This is a genomic window from Lactobacillus sp. HBUAS51381 (assembly GCF_012641095.1).
Taxonomy (GTDB): domain Bacteria; phylum Bacillota; class Bacilli; order Lactobacillales; family Lactobacillaceae; genus Levilactobacillus.
In genome coordinates this window covers 55223-74116 of record NZ_JAAVSC010000009.1, presented here as the reverse complement: position 1 = coordinate 74116, position 18894 = coordinate 55223, and the positions used below count along the sequence as shown (strand labels likewise).

Annotated in this window: 18 protein-coding genes; 17 read left to right on the top strand and 1 reads right to left on the bottom strand. The window is 51.4% G+C overall.

Annotated elements, in window-relative coordinates; translation table 11 throughout:
• The first annotated feature begins 10 nt into the window (after nucleotides 1–10).
• From HEQ50_RS04960 to HEQ50_RS04940, 5 genes are all read left to right on the top strand, one after another.
• Nucleotides 11–1195 carry an AI-2E family transporter gene (locus HEQ50_RS04960; RefSeq protein WP_232842678.1) on the top strand — a complete coding sequence of 395 codons (1185 nt, stop codon included), beginning with the start codon at nucleotides 11–13 and terminating at the stop codon, nucleotides 1193–1195.
• Complete coding sequence (locus tag HEQ50_RS04955) at nucleotides 1182–2033, top strand: methyltransferase domain-containing protein (RefSeq protein WP_168899418.1); 852 nt, start codon at nucleotides 1182–1184, stop codon at nucleotides 2031–2033. The genes HEQ50_RS04960 and HEQ50_RS04955 overlap by 14 nt, the downstream gene beginning before the upstream one ends.
• Before the next feature lie 351 nt (nucleotides 2034–2384).
• Nucleotides 2385–2897, top strand: a complete 513-nt coding sequence (locus HEQ50_RS04950) for a tRNA (cytidine(34)-2'-O)-methyltransferase (RefSeq protein WP_168899417.1) — start codon at nucleotides 2385–2387, stop codon at nucleotides 2895–2897.
• A gap of 33 nt (nucleotides 2898–2930) precedes the next feature.
• The gene (locus HEQ50_RS04945) at nucleotides 2931–5282 is read left to right on the top strand and encodes a DNA translocase FtsK (RefSeq protein WP_168899416.1); all 2352 of its coding nucleotides are present in this window, start codon (nucleotides 2931–2933) and stop codon (nucleotides 5280–5282) included.
• Between the two features lie 130 nt (nucleotides 5283–5412).
• Complete coding sequence (locus HEQ50_RS04940) at nucleotides 5413–5775, top strand: hypothetical protein (RefSeq protein ID WP_168899415.1); 363 nt, start codon at nucleotides 5413–5415, stop codon at nucleotides 5773–5775.
• Between the two features lie 361 nt (nucleotides 5776–6136).
• Here HEQ50_RS04940 and HEQ50_RS04935 read toward each other — a convergent pair whose 3' ends face one another.
• Nucleotides 6137–6253, bottom strand: a complete 117-nt coding sequence (locus HEQ50_RS04935) for a DUF4044 domain-containing protein (protein WP_083478135.1) — start codon at nucleotides 6251–6253, stop codon at nucleotides 6137–6139.
• A gap of 169 nt (nucleotides 6254–6422) precedes the next feature.
• On the opposite strand from HEQ50_RS04935, the gene HEQ50_RS04930 reads away from it, so the two are divergent.
• The 12 genes from HEQ50_RS04930 to HEQ50_RS04875 all read left to right on the top strand — a co-directional run bounded on the left by HEQ50_RS04930 (nucleotide 6423) and on the right by HEQ50_RS04875 (nucleotide 18887).
• Entirely contained in the window at nucleotides 6423–6776 is a 354-nt protein-coding gene (locus HEQ50_RS04930; protein WP_168899414.1) for a DUF3397 family protein, read from the top strand.
• A gap of 200 nt (nucleotides 6777–6976) precedes the next feature.
• Nucleotides 6977–7408 carry a division/cell wall cluster transcriptional repressor MraZ gene (gene mraZ / locus HEQ50_RS04925; protein WP_168899413.1) on the top strand — a complete coding sequence of 144 codons (432 nt, stop codon included), beginning with the start codon at nucleotides 6977–6979 and terminating at the stop codon, nucleotides 7406–7408.
• 20 nt (nucleotides 7409–7428) lie between these two features.
• Complete coding sequence (rsmH, locus tag HEQ50_RS04920) at nucleotides 7429–8373, top strand: 16S rRNA (cytosine(1402)-N(4))-methyltransferase RsmH (RefSeq protein WP_168899412.1); 945 nt, start codon at nucleotides 7429–7431, stop codon at nucleotides 8371–8373.
• 41 nt (nucleotides 8374–8414) lie between these two features.
• Entirely contained in the window at nucleotides 8415–8816 is a 402-nt protein-coding gene (ftsL, locus tag HEQ50_RS04915; protein ID WP_168899411.1) for a cell division protein FtsL, read from the top strand.
• Nucleotides 8816–10975 (top strand): penicillin-binding transpeptidase domain-containing protein, encoded by a 2160-nt coding sequence (locus HEQ50_RS04910; protein WP_168899410.1) that lies wholly within the window; start codon nucleotides 8816–8818, stop codon nucleotides 10973–10975. Before ftsL ends, HEQ50_RS04910 begins: the two co-directional genes overlap by 1 nt.
• Nucleotides 10976–10996: 21 nt before the next feature.
• The gene (gene mraY, locus HEQ50_RS04905; RefSeq protein WP_168899409.1) at nucleotides 10997–11968 is read left to right on the top strand and encodes a phospho-N-acetylmuramoyl-pentapeptide-transferase; all 972 of its coding nucleotides are present in this window, start codon (nucleotides 10997–10999) and stop codon (nucleotides 11966–11968) included.
• Nucleotides 11969–12285: 317 nt separating this feature from the next.
• Entirely contained in the window at nucleotides 12286–13665 is a 1380-nt protein-coding gene (gene murD / locus HEQ50_RS04900) for a UDP-N-acetylmuramoyl-L-alanine--D-glutamate ligase (protein WP_168899408.1), read from the top strand.
• Nucleotides 13666–14760 (top strand): undecaprenyldiphospho-muramoylpentapeptide beta-N-acetylglucosaminyltransferase, encoded by a 1095-nt coding sequence (gene murG, locus HEQ50_RS04895; RefSeq protein WP_168899407.1) that lies wholly within the window; start codon nucleotides 13666–13668, stop codon nucleotides 14758–14760.
• A gap of 33 nt (nucleotides 14761–14793) precedes the next feature.
• A complete protein-coding gene (locus HEQ50_RS04890) occupies nucleotides 14794–15651 on the top strand; it encodes a cell division protein FtsQ/DivIB (RefSeq protein WP_168899406.1) in 858 nt (285 codons plus the stop codon).
• Nucleotides 15652–15792: 141 nt separating this feature from the next.
• Complete coding sequence (gene ftsA, locus HEQ50_RS04885) at nucleotides 15793–17124, top strand: cell division protein FtsA (protein ID WP_168899405.1); 1332 nt, start codon at nucleotides 15793–15795, stop codon at nucleotides 17122–17124.
• A gap of 24 nt (nucleotides 17125–17148) precedes the next feature.
• Nucleotides 17149–18411, top strand: a complete 1263-nt coding sequence (ftsZ, locus tag HEQ50_RS04880) for a cell division protein FtsZ (RefSeq protein ID WP_168899404.1) — start codon at nucleotides 17149–17151, stop codon at nucleotides 18409–18411.
• Between the two features lie 41 nt (nucleotides 18412–18452).
• The gene (locus HEQ50_RS04875) at nucleotides 18453–18887 is read left to right on the top strand and encodes a cell division protein SepF (RefSeq protein WP_168899403.1); all 435 of its coding nucleotides are present in this window, start codon (nucleotides 18453–18455) and stop codon (nucleotides 18885–18887) included.
• The last annotated feature ends 7 nt before the right edge of the window (nucleotides 18888–18894 follow it).

Below are 18894 nucleotides of genomic sequence, written 5' to 3'. Positions count from 1 at the left end.
AGGGAAGCTATTGAAAGCAGATACGCACAAATCACGTTCCTGGTTCTGGAACTGGGTGGTCAATAATCGATTGGTCGCTTTACTAACTATCACCCTTCTTATTTTACTCATTTTACTAGTCCTAAGTAAAGTCCCATGGCTTGCGACACCGCTCGTTTTGGTCTGGCAAATCGTAGGACTTCCGATTATTTTAGCCGGTGTCGGCTATTATTTACTAAATCCGCTGGTGGATTTATTGGAAAAACGCCACGTGGGGCGAACGTGGTCCATCCTGAGCCTGTTCGTCATCGTGGCACTCCTGATCGTGTGGGGAATTGGCAGTCTGATCCCCATGGTTCAGCGGCAACTGATGACCTTAATCGCCGAGTGGCCCCAGTATTGGCACGATGTGACCAACACCGTGTCCATGTGGCTTCAAGACGACCGTCTGAGTGGGCTCAAAGCCCAATTGGATCAGTTTAACCAGCAGTTGTCCGATAGCTCGTCTTCGGTAATTTCTGGCTTTGCGCAGAGTACGGTCAGCTCCGTCGGCAATATCGTGGGTCGGGTGGTTTCCATCGCGGTAGGCGTCATCACAGCACCGTTCATTCTCTTCTACTTATTGCGTGACGGTCACCAGTTGCCGGATTATTTAGCCAAGATTTTACCCGTTAAGCACCGTGAATCGGCGAAGCACCTCTTGGTTGAAATGAATCGTCAAGTCAGTAATTATGTGCGGGGCCAGTTAATCGTGGCCTTTATCGTGGCGATTCTCTTCTACGTTGGTTTCTTGATTGTTGGCTTGCGGTTTGCCTTACTACTGGGCATCGTGGCCGGTGTCTTGAATCTGGTGCCTTACCTGGGTTCATTCTTGGCTATGGTTCCGGCCGTGGTGGTCGCGGCCTTTATCTCGCCGTGGATGCTGGTGAAGGTACTGATCGTTTTCATTGTCGAACAGACACTGGAAGGTCGCTTCATCTCGCCACTGGTTTTAGGAAGCTCATTAAAGATTCACCCGTTAACGATTATTTTTATTTTACTGATCTCCGGGAAAGCCTTTGGCGTTCTCGGCGTGGTTCTGGGAATCCCCGGATACGCCGTGATTCGCGTGATCGCTACCGAGAGCTTTCGCTGGTACCGCCAATTTGTGGGCGGTTACGACGAGACGCCCGCACCCGTGACTGAACAAGGAGAACCAACTGATGAAAAAAATTGATGAAGCGGCTGCCTTTCTGACCGCACACGTAAACTTATTTCGCTGTCCGGTCTGCCTGGCCCCGTACGATCATGTTGCGGGTCACAGCCTCGTCTGTCCGCAGGGGCACAACGTGGATCTGTCCAAGAAGGGCACCCTGTACTTCATGCAGCGCGCGGTAGCCAGCGAATACGATAACGACATGTTGGCCGCGCGCCGCCGCATGCTTCAGGCCGGCCTATTCGCCGGAATTACCGCTGAGTTTGCCGCCCAAATGCCGGCGAGTCCCCAAACAATCTTAGACGTTGGGTGTGGGGAGGGGACCCCGTTAGCGGACGTTCTCCAGCGCCGCGACAACCGGGACACGGCCATTGGCTTTGACTTATCCAAGCCGGGAATCAATCTGGCGACGCAACTGGGCAGTCCCGCATTCTTCTGCGTGGCCGATTTGGCCCAGATGCCCTTTAGCGATGGTGCGTTCACGACGGTCCTGGATCTCTTTTCGCCATCCGCCTACAAGGAATTTAATCGGGTGATGGCGCCAGGAGGCCAGTTACTGAAGGTGATTCCCAACGCGGACTATCTGATTGAATTACGGCAGGCCATCTTCCCAGCCGGTAGCGCCCACGCAACCTACGACAACGGCAACGTGTTGGGGCTATTCAAGCAACATTATCCCGATGCCACGGCGCAGCGGATTCGTTATCAGGTTCCGGTGCCAGCGGACTTGTTTGCCGATCTGATGCTGATGACCCCCATGCATTGGGGGGCCGATGACGCCCAATTAGCGGCGGTCCGGGCCCATCCATTTGACCATATTACGGTCGATGTCACCTTGTTAAGGACGCAAGTGAATTGAGTAAAACGTTAATGAATCTTAGGCATAGGGCTTGCGAACCTGACAAAGCGGTGTTATATTTACCAATGAGAAATCGTTTGGCGGTCGATATCAGTGAGAACTGTTAGCGGCTGACAAGTAGCACTTCACTAAAGCAGCTCCTCGCCGTGCCCACACCGAGGAACTGCTTTTTTTCTGCACTTCAGGCGGAGACGGTGCCTAACACTGGGGCGTCAGGGTGACGTGAAAACCACATCGCAGAGAACCGTGTTGCCCTGGTTTGACGTGAAAGTGGGCTTGTCAAAAGCCAATCAGAATGGCTATAATAATGGGACAGAACGAATGTTTGATAGACAGAACGGAGAAGAGAACATGACTAACCATATCGCACTATTTGAACCCCTATTTCCAGCGAATACGGGAAATATTGCCCGGACCTGCGCCGGCACGGACACGATCCTCGACCTCATCAAACCACTGGGCTTTTCAGTGGATGATGCCCATTTGAAGCGGGCGGGTCTGGACTACTGGGACAAGGTGGATGTCCGGTACCACGAAAACTTGCCAGAATTTTTAGCGTCGATTCCGGACCCTACCCAACTGTACTTAGTGTCTAAATTCGCCGATCAGGACTATACGGAACCCGATTACAGTCTGAATGATAATGACCATTACTTCTTATTCGGCAAAGAAACGACGGGATTACCCGAACCCTTCATGCGTAAGAACGCCGAGAAATGTATTCGAATCCCGCAAGATGACCGACACATTCGGGCGTTGAACTTATCGAATTCGGCCGCGATTGTCATCTATGAAGTGTTACGGCAACAGCAATTTCCTAATCTCGAACGGGTCCATCAGTACCCACACGATAAGCTGAAATAATTTTTGACATGATCTATGAAAGGGGGCCGCTTCTTGGCTACGAAACGAAAAACATCGCGACGGCGGCCAACTAAACGCAAACCAACGAAACGGCGGACGACGAAAAAGCAGCCGTTTCCCTATACCAGTAACGTGATTGGCCTCGTGCTTTTGGCTCTAGCCGCGCTGGGACTCTTTAATCTTGGCCTGCTGGGAACGTTATGGGCCAATTTAATTCGGCTCGTGATTGGCGACACCTACCAATTCGGTCTCGTCTTGATTGGTGCGCTAGGGGCCGCCCTAGCCGTGACCGGGGTGTTACCGCAATTGGCCCGTCATTATTGGATCGGGGGCGGCCTGATCTACGGGGGCTGGCTCCTGTGGATTACGGCCAATCACTTTATTGAAATCGATCAGCACAGTCAGTTTTTGGCAACCACTTGGCAGGCCGGTCTCGCCGACTTCTGGAGTGGTGGGCTGACTGCTCAGCTGGGTGGTGGGGCCATAGGGGCCTTTGAGCTCAGCATTGTGGCGTGGTTAATCGCGCTGGTGGGCGCTCAAGTCGCGGCCTGGCTACTCATGTTGGGGGGCGTCATTGTCTTCTTCCAGATCCCGTTTGCGACGATTCAACACTGGGTACAGACCATCGGGCAGACGCTGCATCACGGCGTCCAAGCCAGTGGTGATGCCCTGAAGCGGGGAAATGAAAAGGCCAAGGACCTGCGTGCTAAGCGTGAGACGGCCAAACCCGTGAAGGCGACGAAGTCAGTAACCCCGCTTGATCCGGATGACAAAGACTTACCGGACCCCGTGGCCACGGCCAAGCCAGCTAGTCAGGAGCCCAGTTACCACATTACGGTGGCAGCAAATGAACAGCCCAAGGCGTCAAGTCACGCCGCCGCGACAACGGAACCGGCTGAGGATGCTGATGCGGCGCTGGTTAACAGCACGCCGGTCGATCCGAACTATCAATTACCGACGGCCGATCTGCTCAAACAGGTACCGCCGACCGATCAGACCGACGAAGTGAACGCGATTGATGCCAACACGAAGATTCTCAAGCAAACGCTCGACAGTTTTGGCGTCGATGCCGAAGTCAAGAACGTCAGTCTGGGACCTTCCGTGACGGAGTATGAACTTCATCCAGCCATCGGGGTCAAGGTATCCCGAATTGTGAATTTGGCCGATGATTTGGCACTGGCGTTAGCGGCCAAGGGCATTCGGATTCAAGCGCCGATTCCCGGCAAGTCGTTAATTGGGATTGAAGTTCCCAACAAGGAGGTCTCCACCGTGGCCTTTCGTGATGTGGTGGAGGCCCAGCCGCCACACCCCAATAAACCGTTACAAGTACCACTGGGACGCAACGTGACGGGGCAGGTCGTCAGCATGGATTTGACCAAGATGCCCCATTTACTGATTGCCGGTGCGACCGGGAGTGGTAAGTCCGTGGCCATCAATGGCATTATTACCAGTATTTTAATGAACGCCCGACCCGATCAGGTCAAGCTCATGTTGATTGATCCGAAGAAGGTTGAATTAAGCGTCTACAATGGGATTCCGCATTTGCTGACACCGGTCGTTTCGGAACCCAAGAAGGCGGCCCGAGCGCTACATAAGGTTGTCGCCGAAATGGAACGGCGCTACGAGCTGTTTTCACAGTTTGGGCAACGAAAGATCTCCGGATACAACGCCTTTGTACAGAAGGCTAACGCCGAGGATGACCAGGCGCGGCCGACCTTACCCTACATTGTGGTGGTCGTCGATGAATTGGCCGACTTGATGATGACGGTTTCTAGTGAAGTTGAAGATGCGATTATCCGATTGGCCCAGATGGGTCGTGCCGCCGGTGTTCACATGATTCTGGCCACGCAGCGCCCATCCGTTGACGTCATCACCGGTCTGATTAAGGCCAATGTGCCGTCTCGGATTGCCTTTGCCGTGTCCAGTGGGATTGATTCACGCACAATTCTGGATACCAACGGGGCAGAAAAGCTTCTGGGACGTGGGGATATGCTCTACCAACCCGTAGATGCTAACTCGCCCGTTCGTGTTCAGGGCGCCTTTATTCCGGATGAGGATGTCGCCAACGTGGTGGACTTCATCAAGCAACAGCAGACGGCCGATTACGATGAGGACATGATGGTGAGTGATGAGGAAATCCAGCAAGAAGAGGCCGGTGACAGTGATGATGAACTGTTCGATGATGCCCTGAAATTCGTCGTGGAGCAGCAGAAGGCTAGCACATCGCTGTTACAACGGCGTTTCCGCATCGGGTATAATCGAGCAGCGCGGATCATGGATGATCTGGAGCAGCGTGGTTATATTGGTCCCCAAGAGGGCAGCAAGCCGCGTCAGGTCTATAAACAACCGGATAAGCCGACTGACCAGCCAGAGACCTCTGACTAGTTGTGGGATTGATTGGACGTCCTTTTACGCAGTAAGTTACCTAACTAAGTCTCCTCCTGAACGTCGAAATTGTTGGCGAATACGGTTAATGGGTGTATCCTATTAACTAAATGGGGGGGAGGCTTTTTCGATGGCATTGGGGATGTGGACCAATTGGATCAAAGCCGTTTGTGAGCTCATCATTCTTCTTGGACTAGTGAGCTTGCCAATCGTACGACAGTGCCGGCGTAAGCGCCGGACCCGTGCGCAAACTATTCAGAATATTCAGCGCTTAACGCTGACGTTGTTGGCTAATCCACAACGAGATGTGCAGTGGCGAGCAGACTTTCAAAGCTTACAGATGTTGCTAAATGTGTATGCGACATTAACGACGAGTCGTTTGGAAACGATGGTGACCGAGACCAGCCGGCAGCTGCTGGAACTGGTCGACAAGACGGTACCTAGTCGTCAAGCCGTTGATCAACAGTTGGCGGCCTTAACACGTTGTCACTAAAAAATCCGATGAACGTTGACGTGCTCCCCAAGAGTTAGACGAGAAGTCTAATGATTGAGGAGCACGTTATGACGATTCATCGGATTTTTAAGACGCTTCACCGTTAGCGATATAGGTTATGGGTGACTGTCCGCGGCCGTAATTGCGGGTGAGCTGAAAATTGAGCTAGTTTTTGCGCCGTCAGTCTCAGGTTAATTAGTTGACTTGACTTATTGTTCAACGGGAGAGGGGACCGCATGATTAAAAGAGCCATTAACTGACAGAATGAGAGCAAGACCACGCTATGTGGATATTATGCAAAATTAAAAGGCAGATGCGCACAGTACTTAAGCTATCGTGCAATCTACCTTGTAAGTGTGATTTAGTTCATAAAGACGGTGAGGGCACCGAAAACAAGTGACCCAATCGTTGCAATGATCATAATCCAAACAAAAACGTTGAGAATCTTTTGAAATGTTGATTTCTTTTTCTTTTCCATACGTGAATAGCCACCTCTTTACGTCCAATTTACTCAACTAGTTTACCGTGGCACCGGTGGAAATGCAACAGGTTCGGCCAACTTGTCAAGGAGTTGTTACAAAACGCGATTGCAACTCCCTCACGAAATCTCTATAATATAACGAAGACTAGCAGTGGGGGGAAGTAACATGATGTTTTGGACATCGCCAGGCGGGCAACTGGCCATACTGGCGATTGGGTTCTTGCTTATCCGTGGCGCCAAGGGCTTGCTACGGCGACGTTGGCCGGCTTGGCTGAGCACTTGGGATCTGATGGCACCACTCTTCTTATTGTGCGCGCTCATCTTGATTCCAGCGGGGGCCGGGACCATCATGCCATGGTTAGTGATTGGCTGGATGGTGATTGGGATCGTGGTCACTTTGATGCAAGTAATTCGGAACCATGAGATTTTGTATCCCAGTTTCTTCAAGACCTTTTGGCGGTTAACGGACCTGTATTGGTTGCTGGGCTTTGTGAGTTGCTTTTTACTTGTAATTAGTTAGTTAATGCATAAATATTAATAATTTTGATTATTGAACCGGTTTTTTGGTGAAATATGAAGGGCTTTCAGCCGCGGTGAACAAATGTTCGCCGCGGCTTTTTTAGGCTTTGTGGGGAAATTTATAAAAATTCGGAAACGTTGTGGTAGAAAGTGGGGGCATGTGGTAAACTTGACAATAGTTACAAATAGGGGGTAATGGCCATGTTCATGGGCGAATTTGAACATTCAATCGATACCAAGGGCCGGCTCATTATTCCCGCAAAATTTCGGGAGCAGCTAGGCGAACAATTTGTGGTGACCCGCGGCATGGATGGGTGTTTATTCGGCTACCCCATGTCCGAGTGGTCAGCCCTGCAAGAAAAATTGAAAGCCTTGCCAGTTAATCGTAAGGATGCCCGGGCATTTGTCCGTTTCTTCTACTCCGCAGCCACGGAGTGTGAGTTGGACAAACAGGGCCGAATCAACTTGCCCAAGTCTTTACAAGAGCACGCCGCGTTGACCAAACAGTGTGTCATCGTGGGCGTGGCGAACCGCTTTGAAATTTGGAGTCAAGAACGGTGGACGCAATTTTCCACCGCCGCCGAAGAAGATTTCGACGATATTGCCGAAAATTTAATCGACTTTGGGATGTAACTCAGGAAGGGAGAGTGTTCATGGAAGACTTTCATCATGTAACGGTTCTGTTAAACGAAGCAGTGGCGGGGTTAGCCATTAAGCCAACAGGCATCTACGTTGACTGCACTCTCGGTGGTGGCGGCCACAGCCAACACATCTTAGAACAGTTAACGACTGGCCACCTTTACGCGTTTGACCAAGATCAGACCGCAATTACTTATAATCAAGAACATTTAAAAAAATACATTGATGCCGGAAAGTTGACTTTTATCAAGAGCAACTTCCGCCAAATCAAAGAAGAACTCAACGCCCGGAACATCACCGAGGTCGATGGCATTCTTTACGACCTCGGTGTTTCTTCGCCCCAATTTGACGAAGCCGATCGGGGATTTAGCTACCAACACGACGCACCCTTAGATATGCGGATGGATCAAAGTGCAAAGTTGACCGCGTGGATCGTGGTTAACGAGTGGGACTTTAACGACTTGATGCGCATCTTCCATCGTTACGGTGAAGAGAAGTTTGCCAAGCCCATCGCTCGGGCCATTGAACGTCATCGAGCAACGGCCCCCATCGACACCACGGGTCAGTTGGTCGATATTATTAAAGAGGGGATTCCCGCAGCGGCACGCCGCCACGGTGGACACCCTGCTAAGAAGGTCTTTCAGGCGATTCGAATCGCCGTAAACGACGAACTGGGGGCCTTAGAGGACTCCCTGGAACAGGCAATTGACCTGTTGGCCTTACACGGACGGGTGAGCGTGATTACCTTCCAATCATTGGAAGATCGGTTAGTGAAGACCATGTTCCGTGAACGTTCATCGTTACCAGAACTTCCCCACGGGATTCCGGTGATTCCGGACAACTTGCAACCGGATTACAAGCTCGTTAACCGCAAACCCATTACGCCTTCGGAAGAAGAGTTAGCCGCTAATCACCGGGCCCACAGTGCCAAGCTTCGCGTTTTAGAAAAAGTTAAATAGTCTAATAATCACTAAATATTGACATAGGAAGATGATCGATTATGGCGCAAAATAATTTAGCTGAAGCCGTTCCGCTCACACAGGAACCCCAACAACGCCCCAACATAGAACAACCGCAACGGCAAGCGCAGCCTGAGGTTCAACCTCAAGGCAGTCCCAATAGCCAGAAGCTACCCGTTTCTAAATTTGAAAAGTGCTTGATGACCGTGTGCGGCTTAGTTTTGGCCGTGTTGATGGTCTGTGTTGTGTCCACCAAAATTTCGTTGAGCAATACGCAACATGAGCTCCAGAGTATCAACAGCGCCGTGACCACCTACACCAATCGTAATACCAACAAACAACAACAAATAAATGAGTTGCAGAGTCGGAGTCGACTTGATAAAATTGCTAAAAAGCAAGGTCTATCTCTTCAGAATGACCGTATAAGGAATGTTAACAAATAATGAAGGATCCTAATAAGCGACAAATGATGAATAAGCAACCCCGCAGGAACCGGAAGTACGTTGGCCAGTTTCTGTTTTTCCTTTTCATTGCGGTTTTTATCCTCATCGTTGGTCGCTTTTCGTATATTTCCATTGGGAAAAAGGTTCAAAACGTCAACCTGAGTGCTTCCGCCCAGAAGCTCTATACGGCGAACGAAACCTTGAAGGCCAAACGGGGCACGATTTATGATGCCAACGGGCAGGCGATTGCCGAGGACACCAGTGTCTACTCACTCTATGTTGTGTTAGATAAGCGGCAGAAGAGCGTGGACGGCCAAAAACTCTATGCGACGAACAAGGAAAAGATTGCGACGGTGCTGGCAAAATATCTGCCAATTAGTCGTAAAAAGGCCCTAAAGATCCTCAACCCCAGCACAGGCAATCCCTTTCAGGTTGAATTCGGGACGGCTGGCCAGAATATCTCGTTGACCACCAAGCAGAAGATTCAAAATGAACACCTCAGTGGGGTCAACTTCATACAGCAGGAATCTCGCCTGTACCCCAACGGGACGTTTGCGTCGCACTTGATTGGGCTGGCCCAGTCCAAGACCACCAGTGATGGGCAGACGACGCTGACCGGGTCCATGGGGATTGAACAGGCCTTTAATAAGCAACTGACCGGGACAAACGGGTCGCAGAAGATTAAGAAGGATATGTACGGCTATCAGTTACCGGGAACCCAGCAGAAGTCGAAGAAGGCTAAAAACGGTGATAACGTCTACACCACGCTGGACACACGGCTGCAAACCCTGTTAGAAACGGAAATGAGTAGCGTGCAGAGTCAGGTGAAAGCCAATTCGATGAACGCGGTACTCATGAACGCGAAGACCGGGGCAATTTTGGCGGCCACCCAACGGCCGACGTTCAACGCAACGACCAAGAAGGGCATCGATCAGATTTGGCGGGACACGTTGGTTCAAGATGCTTACGAGCCAGGGTCCACCATGAAGGTCTTTACGCTGGCCTCCTCAATTGATAGTGGTAACTACAACGGAAACGCGACCTACCAATCCGGGAAGTATGCGATTGGCAATCAAACGGTTCCTGACTGGAACACGTCTGGTTGGGGAACGATTACCTACAATAAAGGGTTTGCGTTGTCTAGTAACGTGGCCATGGCCCATTTGGAACAACAGATGGGCGCCAAGACCTGGAAGAAGTACATTGATCGCTTCCGCTTCCTCAAGAGTACCAATTCGGGGTTACCCGGTGAGCTGAGCGGAAGCATTGCCTTCCAGCGGCCAATTGAACAGGCGGACACGGCGTTTGGACAAGGGATTCAGGTCACCGTTTTCCAGATGCTCCAAGCCCTGACGGCCGTCAGCAACAATGGTAAAATGATGAAGCCCTACGTCATTAGTAAGGTTACCGATCCAAACACCAATAAGACGGTCAAACAGTATTCACCAAAAGTCATGGGTAATCCCATTTCAGCAGCCACGGCGAAATCCGTCCGGAAACATATGGAAGATGTCGTCTATAAGAGTTATGGTATTGGGAGTGACTATAAGATGAGTGGTGAGCGCGTTGCGGTTAAGACCGGGACGGCTCAGGTCAGTAACGGAAAGGGGTACCTGTCGGGCGATGACAACTACCTCTATTCCGTGGCCGCCATGGTACCCGCTAGCAATCCGAAGTACGTCATGTACATTACCATGAAGCAGCCGCACCTCGGCAGTAAGACCGCCACGCAGTTACTGGCTTCGATCATGAAGCCGGTCATGGCCCGGGCCCTTCAGGAGGACACCGAGGCCAAGACGACCAAGATGGCGAAGATGCCGGATGTCACCGGGAAGTCGCTGACTGCGGCGTCTGCGGCGTTGAGTAAGGCCGGTGCCACCGTCACAACGTTGGGGAGCGGCCAGAAGGTCACCAAACAATCCGTTTCTGCCGGCACCACCCTGTATCAGAATCAACGAGTCTTCTTGAGTACGGGGGGCACGGTTGCCCTGCCAAGTTTAACCGGCTGGTCGAAGGGTGATGTGGTAAAATTAGCTCAGATTGAGGACCTTAAGTTGGCGGTCGTGGGTGATGGCTACGTGACGAAGCAAAGCGTCAAGGCCGGCACCACCGTTGGCTCGGGCGCAACGTTAACGGTCACACTGAAACAAAATAAATAAGAACGAGGATTGAGAAAGAGAATGATGAATGTTGGTTTACCCTTACTGGGTGGTTTTATAATTACCGTGGCTTTTATGCCATCATTAATTCGCTACTTTAGAGCGCGCCATGAAGGCCAGATGATTCGTGAAGAGGGACCAACGTGGCACGAGAAGAAGTCTGGAACACCGACGATGGGGGGCTTGCTCTACATTATCGCGATTGTGGTGATGACTCTGGTTACGAGCTGGGCGTTGGCGCCCCATCACGTCCTGTCGACGACCTGGATTTTGTTATTTATTCTGGTGTTGTACGGCGCACTGGGGATGTGGGATGACAGTATCAAGCTGTTCCACCGTCAGAATGAAGGGCTAAAGGCTTGGCAGAAGCTCCTTGGTCAAATTGTCGGGGCGTTGATTCTATTTTGGGTGTACACTCACGAACAATTGCCGATGGCGCTACACGTCCCAGGACTGGGCGATTGGCACATGAGTGGCTGGTACGCCGTCTTCATTATCATTTGGTTGGTAGGGTTCTCGAATGCCGTGAACTTGACCGATGGACTGGACGGCCTGGTCAGTGGGTTAGCCAGCATCGCCTTTACGGCCTACGGCATCGTGGCCTACCAACAGCATCAATTAAACATTGCTATCTTTTGTTTTGCCGTAGTCGGCAGTCTGCTCGGTTTTCTCATCTTTAATCACAAGCCCGCTAAGATTTTCATGGGTGACACCGGTTCGTTGGCATTAGGTGGCGCGTTAGCGGCTGTTTCCATCCTGTTGCATCATGAACTATCGTTGCTGTGGATTGGGTTGATCTTTGTGATTGAGACGGCGAGTGTTATGTTGCAAGTTGCCTCATTCAAGTTAACGGGTAAACGAATCTTCCTGATGAGTCCGATTCACCACCACTTCGAAATGAAGGGTTGGAGCGAATGGAAAATTGACTTAACCTTCTGGGGAATTGGTTTAATTACCGCGTTAACGGGTGTGTGGACGATTCTTGCTAAGTAACAATTGACGGACGACTAATGGGCTAGCTTGCTCGTTAGGGCGGGGCTAGTCCTTTTTTAGGGTCGTTAATTTTCGGGTGAACGGGCTGAATATCGAAGATTTCGTGTAGATTTTGGCAGATTTAGTGAGATAAGTCGGCTAACCTGATAAACTAGAGGTAGTGCCAAATTTAAGGCCCGAATGGTCGGTTTTTGGAATCGAGATAGTCTCACCGGTTGAGTGACGTGATGGGTGGGTGACCGACCGCGGGCATGCGACAATTAAGTGATAGTGAAAATAAATCAGTAACATGAAACGAATGGAGAGCGAACGGTGTTATGAAGCAGATCACGACATATGCAGGGAAAAAGGTTTTGGTCTTGGGTTTGGCCAAGAGCGGAACCAATGCGGCCAAATTATTAAAGCGTTTGGGGGCTGAGGTCACCGTTAGCGATGTCCAACCACTGGAAAAGAATCAGGATGCTCAGGAGCTGGAAGCGGCCGGGTTCAAGGTGATCTTGGGCCAACAGACGCCGGATCTGCTGGATGCTGGTTACGATTTGATGGTGAAGAATCCCGGAATTCCGTACGATGTTCCCGTTGTGAAGCGGGCACTAGCCCTAAAGTTGCCCATCATTACTGAGATGGAACTAACCAGCGAAGTGGCCGAGGCCGAATTGGTGGCGGTAACGGGCAGTAACGGGAAGACCACGACGACGACCATGATCCAAAAGATGTTGGATCATGACCGGACGGCTGGCCGGGCAGTGTATGCCGGAAACATTGGGATTCCCGCCAGCAAGGTTGCCCAAGAAGTGACGGCTGACGACACGTTGGTGCTGGAAGTCTCTAGCTTCATGCTCGTGGGGACCACGACCTTTCATCCCCACATTGCGGTCTTGACCAATATCTTCTCGAATCACTTGGATTATCACAAGACACGGGCCAACTATGTGGCCGCCAAGATGAAGATTACCGCCAATCAGACGGCGGATGATTACTTTGTTGTCAACTTTGATAATCCCGAATGGCGGGAGCTCAGTCAACAATCAGCCGCTAAGGTCGTGCCATTTTCCCGGCTAAATCAGTCGCAGGATGGGGCTTATGAAGTTGATGGGGAGCTTTATTTCCGTGGTGAAAAGATTATGGCCGCCAGCGAGATTAAGGTGCCTGGTGATCACAACGTTGAGAACGCCTTGGCTGCGATTGCGGTAGCTAAAATCAAGGGTGTCAGCACCGCAGCCATTGTCAGCGTCTTAAAGAGCTTCGGTGGCGTTCGTCACCGGACACAGTACGTGTTGGAAGCCGAGGGTCGTCAATACTACAACGATTCCAAGGCGACCGATATGGAAGCCACTGAAATGGCCTTAAAGGGCTTCAAGGCACCGGTCATTTTACTGGCCGGGGGCTTGGATCGCGGGTATACCTTTGAGAAGCTGGTCCCGTCGTTAAAGGCTCACGTCAAGGCCATCGTGCTCTTTGGTCAGACAGCCAAGCTACTGGAGGACGCCGCTAAGCAGGCGGGCGTTCAGACCATCAAGATGGTTGAGAATGCCGAAGCCGGTGTGCCGGTAGCTTATCAACTGAGCGATCCAGGTGACATCATTCTCTTGTCGCCCGCCAATGCCAGTTGGGATCAATATCCGAACTTTGAGGTCCGCGGCGATCGCTTTATCAAGGCCGTGGAGAAGCTGACGGGTAAGCAGGAGGAAAAATAAATGCGACTAATCGTATCGGGTGGCGGTACCGGTGGGCATATTTACCCGGCACTGGCCCTTATTAAAGCCTTAAAGAAACGCGATCCCGACGCTCAGGTGCTCTATGTGGGTTCCGAGCGGGGATTGGAAAGCAGCATTGTACCAGCTAAGGGCATTCCCTTTAAATCAACGAAGATTCAGGGGTTTAAACGGTCCTTGTCCTTGGATAATTTCAAGACGCTCTATCTTTTCATGAAGAGTGTTCACGAGACCAAACGGATGATTAAAGACTTCAAGCCTGACGTGGTCGTCGGTACCGGTGGCTACGTCTCTGGGGCCGTGGTCTACGCGGCCAGTCGGTTGCACGTCCCCACGATGATCCATGAGCAAAATAGTGTGGTGGGCGTGACTAACCGGTTTCTCAGCCGTTACGTTGACCGGATCGCCTACGTCTTCGATGCGGCGCTGGATCAACTCCCCGCTAGCAAAATGGTGAAGACCGGGAATCCACGTGCCCAGGAGGCCGCCGAGGTGGTCAGTGACTTCAGTTGGCAATCGTATCATCTGAAGGATGATGTGCCGACGTTACTCATCTTTGGGGGCTCACAAGGCGCATTGAAGATCAACGCGGCAACGGTGGCGGCAATGCCAGCCTTTAGCCAGCGGGACTATCAGGTGGTCTTTGTCACCGGGCAGAAACGTTATGATGGCGTGATGGAACAGCTCAAGGGCACCACCATTGGCGACAACGTGGTGGTGAAACCCTACATTCCCAATATGCCAGAGGTATTGCCGAAGGTGGCGGCCATTGTGGGTCGTGCCGGGGCCACAAGCATTGCCGAAATCACGGCTGATGGAATTCCATCCATCCTGATTCCGAGTCCCTATGTGACGGCCGATCATCAGACTAAGAACGCCCGCTCGTTAGCCAACGTGGGGGCCGCCGAGATCATCAAGGAAGCCGATCTGACTGGAGAGACGCTGGTAACCAAGGCGGACCAGTTAATGACCGATGATGCTTTACGGCAAGATATGGCGTCCGCTTCCAAGCAATTGGGAGTGCCCGACGCCGCGGACCGGGTCTTGGACGTGGTTCTTTCACTCAAGCGTGACTAGCGCGCTAATCCAGTAAGTGGGAGGTGTGCGGCTGTGAAGTTTCGGTTGAACCGCAACGACAAGAAGCAACAAGAAACGTTAACGCCCTGGGAGAACTACCAGCGAAAGGCCGCGGCTCAGCGGAAGCAAGCTAAAGCACCCAAATGGATTCATCAAGCCAAACGAATTGGGGACAAGCTTCCCCGACTCAAGCACCAGCGTAACCGGAAGCTGATCCGTCGATTAACGATCCTATTGACCAGCTTTGCGGTGGTCATTGCGGCGATGGTCTACCTGATCTCGCCACTCAGTCATCTGCAATCCGTAACGGTGCGCGGGACCCAAGCGCTGAGTGCCCAGCGGGTTCAGCAGGCCATCCAGTTACGGCCGGGTGATTCAATCTTTAAGCTACTGGGGCATACGCAACGCTTGGAACAACGGGCCCCACAGCGAAATTCACGGCTGAAAAAGGTGACCATTCACTTCAAACGGCCCAATCAGGCCACGGTTCGGGTGACCGAATACGCAACTGCGGGTTACGTGATGAAGCAGAATCGTTACTATGAGGTCTTGGAAAATGGTATTGTTAGTGAACAATCGGTCACGCAACCTAAGAGTGGCACGCCGGTGTACGGCAGCTTTAAAAATGCAAAAACGCTCCACCGCATGATTTTGCAATATGCACAGCTGGATTCGGAGATTAAGCGCAATATCAGTGAAATTCATGATGCGCCGAATAAAGACAATCCCAATCGGGTTCATCTGTTCATGAATGATGGGAACGAAGTCTACGCCAGCATCCCAACTTTTGCCCATAAAATGGCGTATTACCCCGGGATTGCGGCGAAGATGAAGCAAAAAGGTGTGGTCAATTTGGAGGTTGGGGCGTACTCGTACCCCTTTACAAAATAATTCATTTTGATTGCAACGGTGAAAAAGCGTCAATTAGGCTTTTTCAACCCCTAGTAAATGTGGTAAACTGAAAAATAATTAGGGGAAAAAGCGAATTCATGCAGTGTTGATATTAGATTAACTTAGGAGGTTCCTTTTTCTATGGATAATTCAGGGATGTACGTTGGTCTCGATATAGGAACCACCTCAATAAAAGTCATTGTTGCTGAGAATGTTAAAGGGCAAATGAACGTTATTGGTGTGGGAAACGAACGTTCGAATGGTGTCAGCCGCGGCGTAATCGTGGATATTGACAAGGCAGCTGAAGCGATTCAGCGCGCCGTTCGACAAGCCGAAGAGAAGGCCAGCATCGAAATTCACGATGTGATTGTGGGAATTCCCGCAAATATGTTAAAAATTGAACCATGTAGCGGGATGATTGCCATTGACGATCAGTCTCGCGAAATTACCGGACGTGACGTTCAGACGGTGGCCAATGCTGCCTTGATTCAGAGCTTGCCACCGGAACGCGAGGTCGTTGACATCTTAGCCGACGAATTTGTGGTCGATGGTTTTGACGGGATTAAAGATCCCCGCGGCATGGTGGGCGTGCGCCTCGAGATTCACGGGACGCTGTTTACCGGACCAAAGACGATCATGCACAATACCCGCAAAGCTGTGGAACAGGCCGGTCTTAACCTGCGCGGAACAGTTATTAACCCGATGGCTCAAGGTATGATGGTCATGAACGATGGTGAACAAGATTTTGGGACCATTTTGGTGGATCTCGGCGGGGGTCAGTCGACGGCCGCGGTGATTCACGATCATCAGTTAAAATACATTGATGTCGACCAGGAGGGTGGTCAGTTCATCACCAAGGATATTTCGGTGGTCCTGAACACGTCTTTGGACAGTGCGGAGAAGTTAAAGCGTGATTACGGTTACGCTGACTCAACGCAGGCAAGCGACGAAGATGAATTTCCAGTTGACGTTGTTGGTCAAAGCCAACCAACGCCGATTTCGGAAAAATACTTAGCTGAAATCATTGAAGCGCGACTCGATCAGATTTTCCAGCGATTACGGTCAAACCTAGACAAGGTCCAAGCCTTAGAATTACCGGGGGGTATTGTGTTGACCGGTGGTGTCGCGGCACTACCAGGCATCACTGACTTGGCGACGGATGCGTTTGGGACGAACGTACGGGTCTACGTGCCCGATCAAATGGGGCTTCGGCACCCATCGTTCACGCTGGCCTTGGCTTTAGTGAAATACTTTGGGGGATTGAGTGAGATTGACTTGCTCATTAAGAGTGCTTTGACGGGCTCCACCCAACTAGCCGATGAAACTGATGAGATTCGGTCCCGTGAGGCTGCACAAGAGGCAGCGAATAACGCGGCAAACCAATCTGCTCAGACGCCGAAGGCCAAACAACCAAAACAAAAGAAAAAGCGAACTGACGGGTTCCGGAAGTTCTTTAGCGACTTCTTCGACTAACGCGAGATGGAGGAATACACAAATATGGAATACTCACTAGATTCAGCGCAAAATCACGGCGCGAATATCAAAGTTATCGGTGTCGGAGGCGGGGGTAACAACGCCGTCAACCGAATGATCACCGAAGATGTCAAGGGTGTCGAATTTATCGTGGCCAACACCGATGTTCAGGCCCTCGAAGCCTCAAAGGCTGAAACCAAGATTCAACTTGGGCCGAAGCTGACCAAGGGTCTCGGTGCCGGGGCCAACCCAGAAGTGGGGGCCAAGGCGGCCGAAGAAAGCGAAGAACAGATTACGGAAGCCTTAGACGGTGCCGACATGGTCTTTGTGACCGCCGGCATGGGCGGGGGAACCGGTAACGGGGCTGCCCCAATCGTGGCTAAGATTGCCAAGGATAGCGGCGCACTGACGGTTGGGGTTGTCACCCGACCATTTAGTTTTGAAGGCCCCCGGCGGGCACGGTTTGCCGCTGAAGGGGTTGCCGCAATGAAGGAAAGCGTGGATACGCTGATCGTCATTGCCAACAACCGTTTATTAGAAATTGTCGACAAGAAGACGCCGATGATGGAAGCCTTCCAAGAAGCCGATAATGTTCTACGTCAAGGGGTTCAAGGGATTTCTGATCTGATCACGAGCCCAGGCTACGTGAACTTGGACTTTGCCGATGTGAAGACCGTCATGAAGGATCAGGGCGCTGCCTTAATGGGAATTGGGTCTGCCAACGGCGAAAACCGGACGGAAGATGCCACCAAGAAGGCAATTTCCTCACCGTTGCTGGAAGTTTCCATCGATGGTGCCGAACAAGTCTTGCTGAACATCACGGGTGGGCCGGACCTGTCCCTGTTTGAAGCCCAAGCCGCTTCACAGATTGTTTCCGATGCTGCTACCAGCGATGTCAACATTATCTTTGGGACGTCCATTGACGAAGAACTCGGCGATGAGGTTCGAGTCACCGTGATTGCCACGGGAATCGACAAGAAAAAAGAAGAACGTGAAGCAGCCCAACACAGTCGCGTTGCCCGGCGTGAAGCCAGTCAGTCGACGAACGCCGAAGCCACGACCAAGCAAGCCACGCAGGATACCGACAAGGATCCATTCGGCAATTGGGACATTCGCGAACCCGCTCACCGCCCAGAACCGAAACCAAGTTCATCCCGTGATGAATTTGCGGGCGTCGACAAGCCAGATTTCAACATTTTCAACCCAAGCTCGAACAGTGATAATGCGGCTGACGACAGCAATAAGGGTGAGGATACGCCACCATTCTTTAAGCGGCGGCGCAAGTAATCCCATTCTGGTAGGAATCGTTATGAGAGGAGTGGCCAACCATGGCGGAGAAGTTTAGTCTTAGCAAATTTTTCGGTGTGAACGATGATTATGACGAAGACTATCAGGAACCTGAATCAGCTCCGGTAGCGAAACCAACGCCAGCTCCCCCTAATCGGCCGGTTGATAGTCGAAAGGTGGTTGCCATGCGCAATGCAAAACCCAATGCTAGCCACATTGCCATTTGTGAGCCGCGAATCTACTCCGATGCCAAGTCAATTGCCAAGCAACTCACGGGCGGCGATGCCGTCATCGTGAACTTTGCTCGGGTTGACGAGACTCAAGCGCAACGGATTGTGGATTTTCTTAACGGAACAGCATTTGCAGTGGGCGGCGAAATTAAGCGGATTGGTGAACAGATCTTTCTGTGCACCCCGCATAACTTTGAAGTTAGCGGAGACGTCGCAGCTAATTTAGGAACGCAGTTTACGAAGTAAAGGAGCG

What these genes read in the sequence shown, in the direction of transcription:
- murD (WP_168899408.1), top strand. Translation starts at nt 12,286, where the DNA reads ATGAAGCAGATCACGACATATGCAGGGAAAAAGGTTTTGGTCTTGGGT.
- HEQ50_RS04875 (WP_168899403.1), top strand. Translation starts at nt 18,453, where the DNA reads ATGGCGGAGAAGTTTAGTCTTAGCAAATTTTTCGGTGTGAACGATGAT.
- ftsZ (WP_168899404.1), top strand. Translation starts at nt 17,149, where the DNA reads ATGGAATACTCACTAGATTCAGCGCAAAATCACGGCGCGAATATCAAA.
- murG (WP_168899407.1), top strand. Translation starts at nt 13,666, where the DNA reads ATGCGACTAATCGTATCGGGTGGCGGTACCGGTGGGCATATTTACCCG.
- ftsA (WP_168899405.1), top strand. Translation starts at nt 15,793, where the DNA reads ATGGATAATTCAGGGATGTACGTTGGTCTCGATATAGGAACCACCTCA.
- HEQ50_RS04950 (WP_168899417.1), top strand. Translation starts at nt 2,385, where the DNA reads ATGACTAACCATATCGCACTATTTGAACCCCTATTTCCAGCGAATACG.
- HEQ50_RS04930 (WP_168899414.1), top strand. Translation starts at nt 6,423, where the DNA reads ATGATGTTTTGGACATCGCCAGGCGGGCAACTGGCCATACTGGCGATT.
- mraZ (WP_168899413.1), top strand. Translation starts at nt 6,977, where the DNA reads ATGTTCATGGGCGAATTTGAACATTCAATCGATACCAAGGGCCGGCTC.
- mraY (WP_168899409.1), top strand. Translation starts at nt 10,997, where the DNA reads ATGATGAATGTTGGTTTACCCTTACTGGGTGGTTTTATAATTACCGTG.
- ftsL (WP_168899411.1), top strand. Translation starts at nt 8,415, where the DNA reads ATGGCGCAAAATAATTTAGCTGAAGCCGTTCCGCTCACACAGGAACCC.
- HEQ50_RS04940 (WP_168899415.1), top strand. Translation starts at nt 5,413, where the DNA reads ATGGCATTGGGGATGTGGACCAATTGGATCAAAGCCGTTTGTGAGCTC.
- HEQ50_RS04910 (WP_168899410.1), top strand. Translation starts at nt 8,816, where the DNA reads ATGAAGGATCCTAATAAGCGACAAATGATGAATAAGCAACCCCGCAGG.
- HEQ50_RS04955 (WP_168899418.1), top strand. Translation starts at nt 1,182, where the DNA reads ATGAAAAAAATTGATGAAGCGGCTGCCTTTCTGACCGCACACGTAAAC.
- HEQ50_RS04935 (WP_083478135.1), bottom strand. Translation starts at nt 6,253, where the DNA reads ATGGAAAAGAAAAAGAAATCAACATTTCAAAAGATTCTCAACGTTTTT.
- rsmH (WP_168899412.1), top strand. Translation starts at nt 7,429, where the DNA reads ATGGAAGACTTTCATCATGTAACGGTTCTGTTAAACGAAGCAGTGGCG.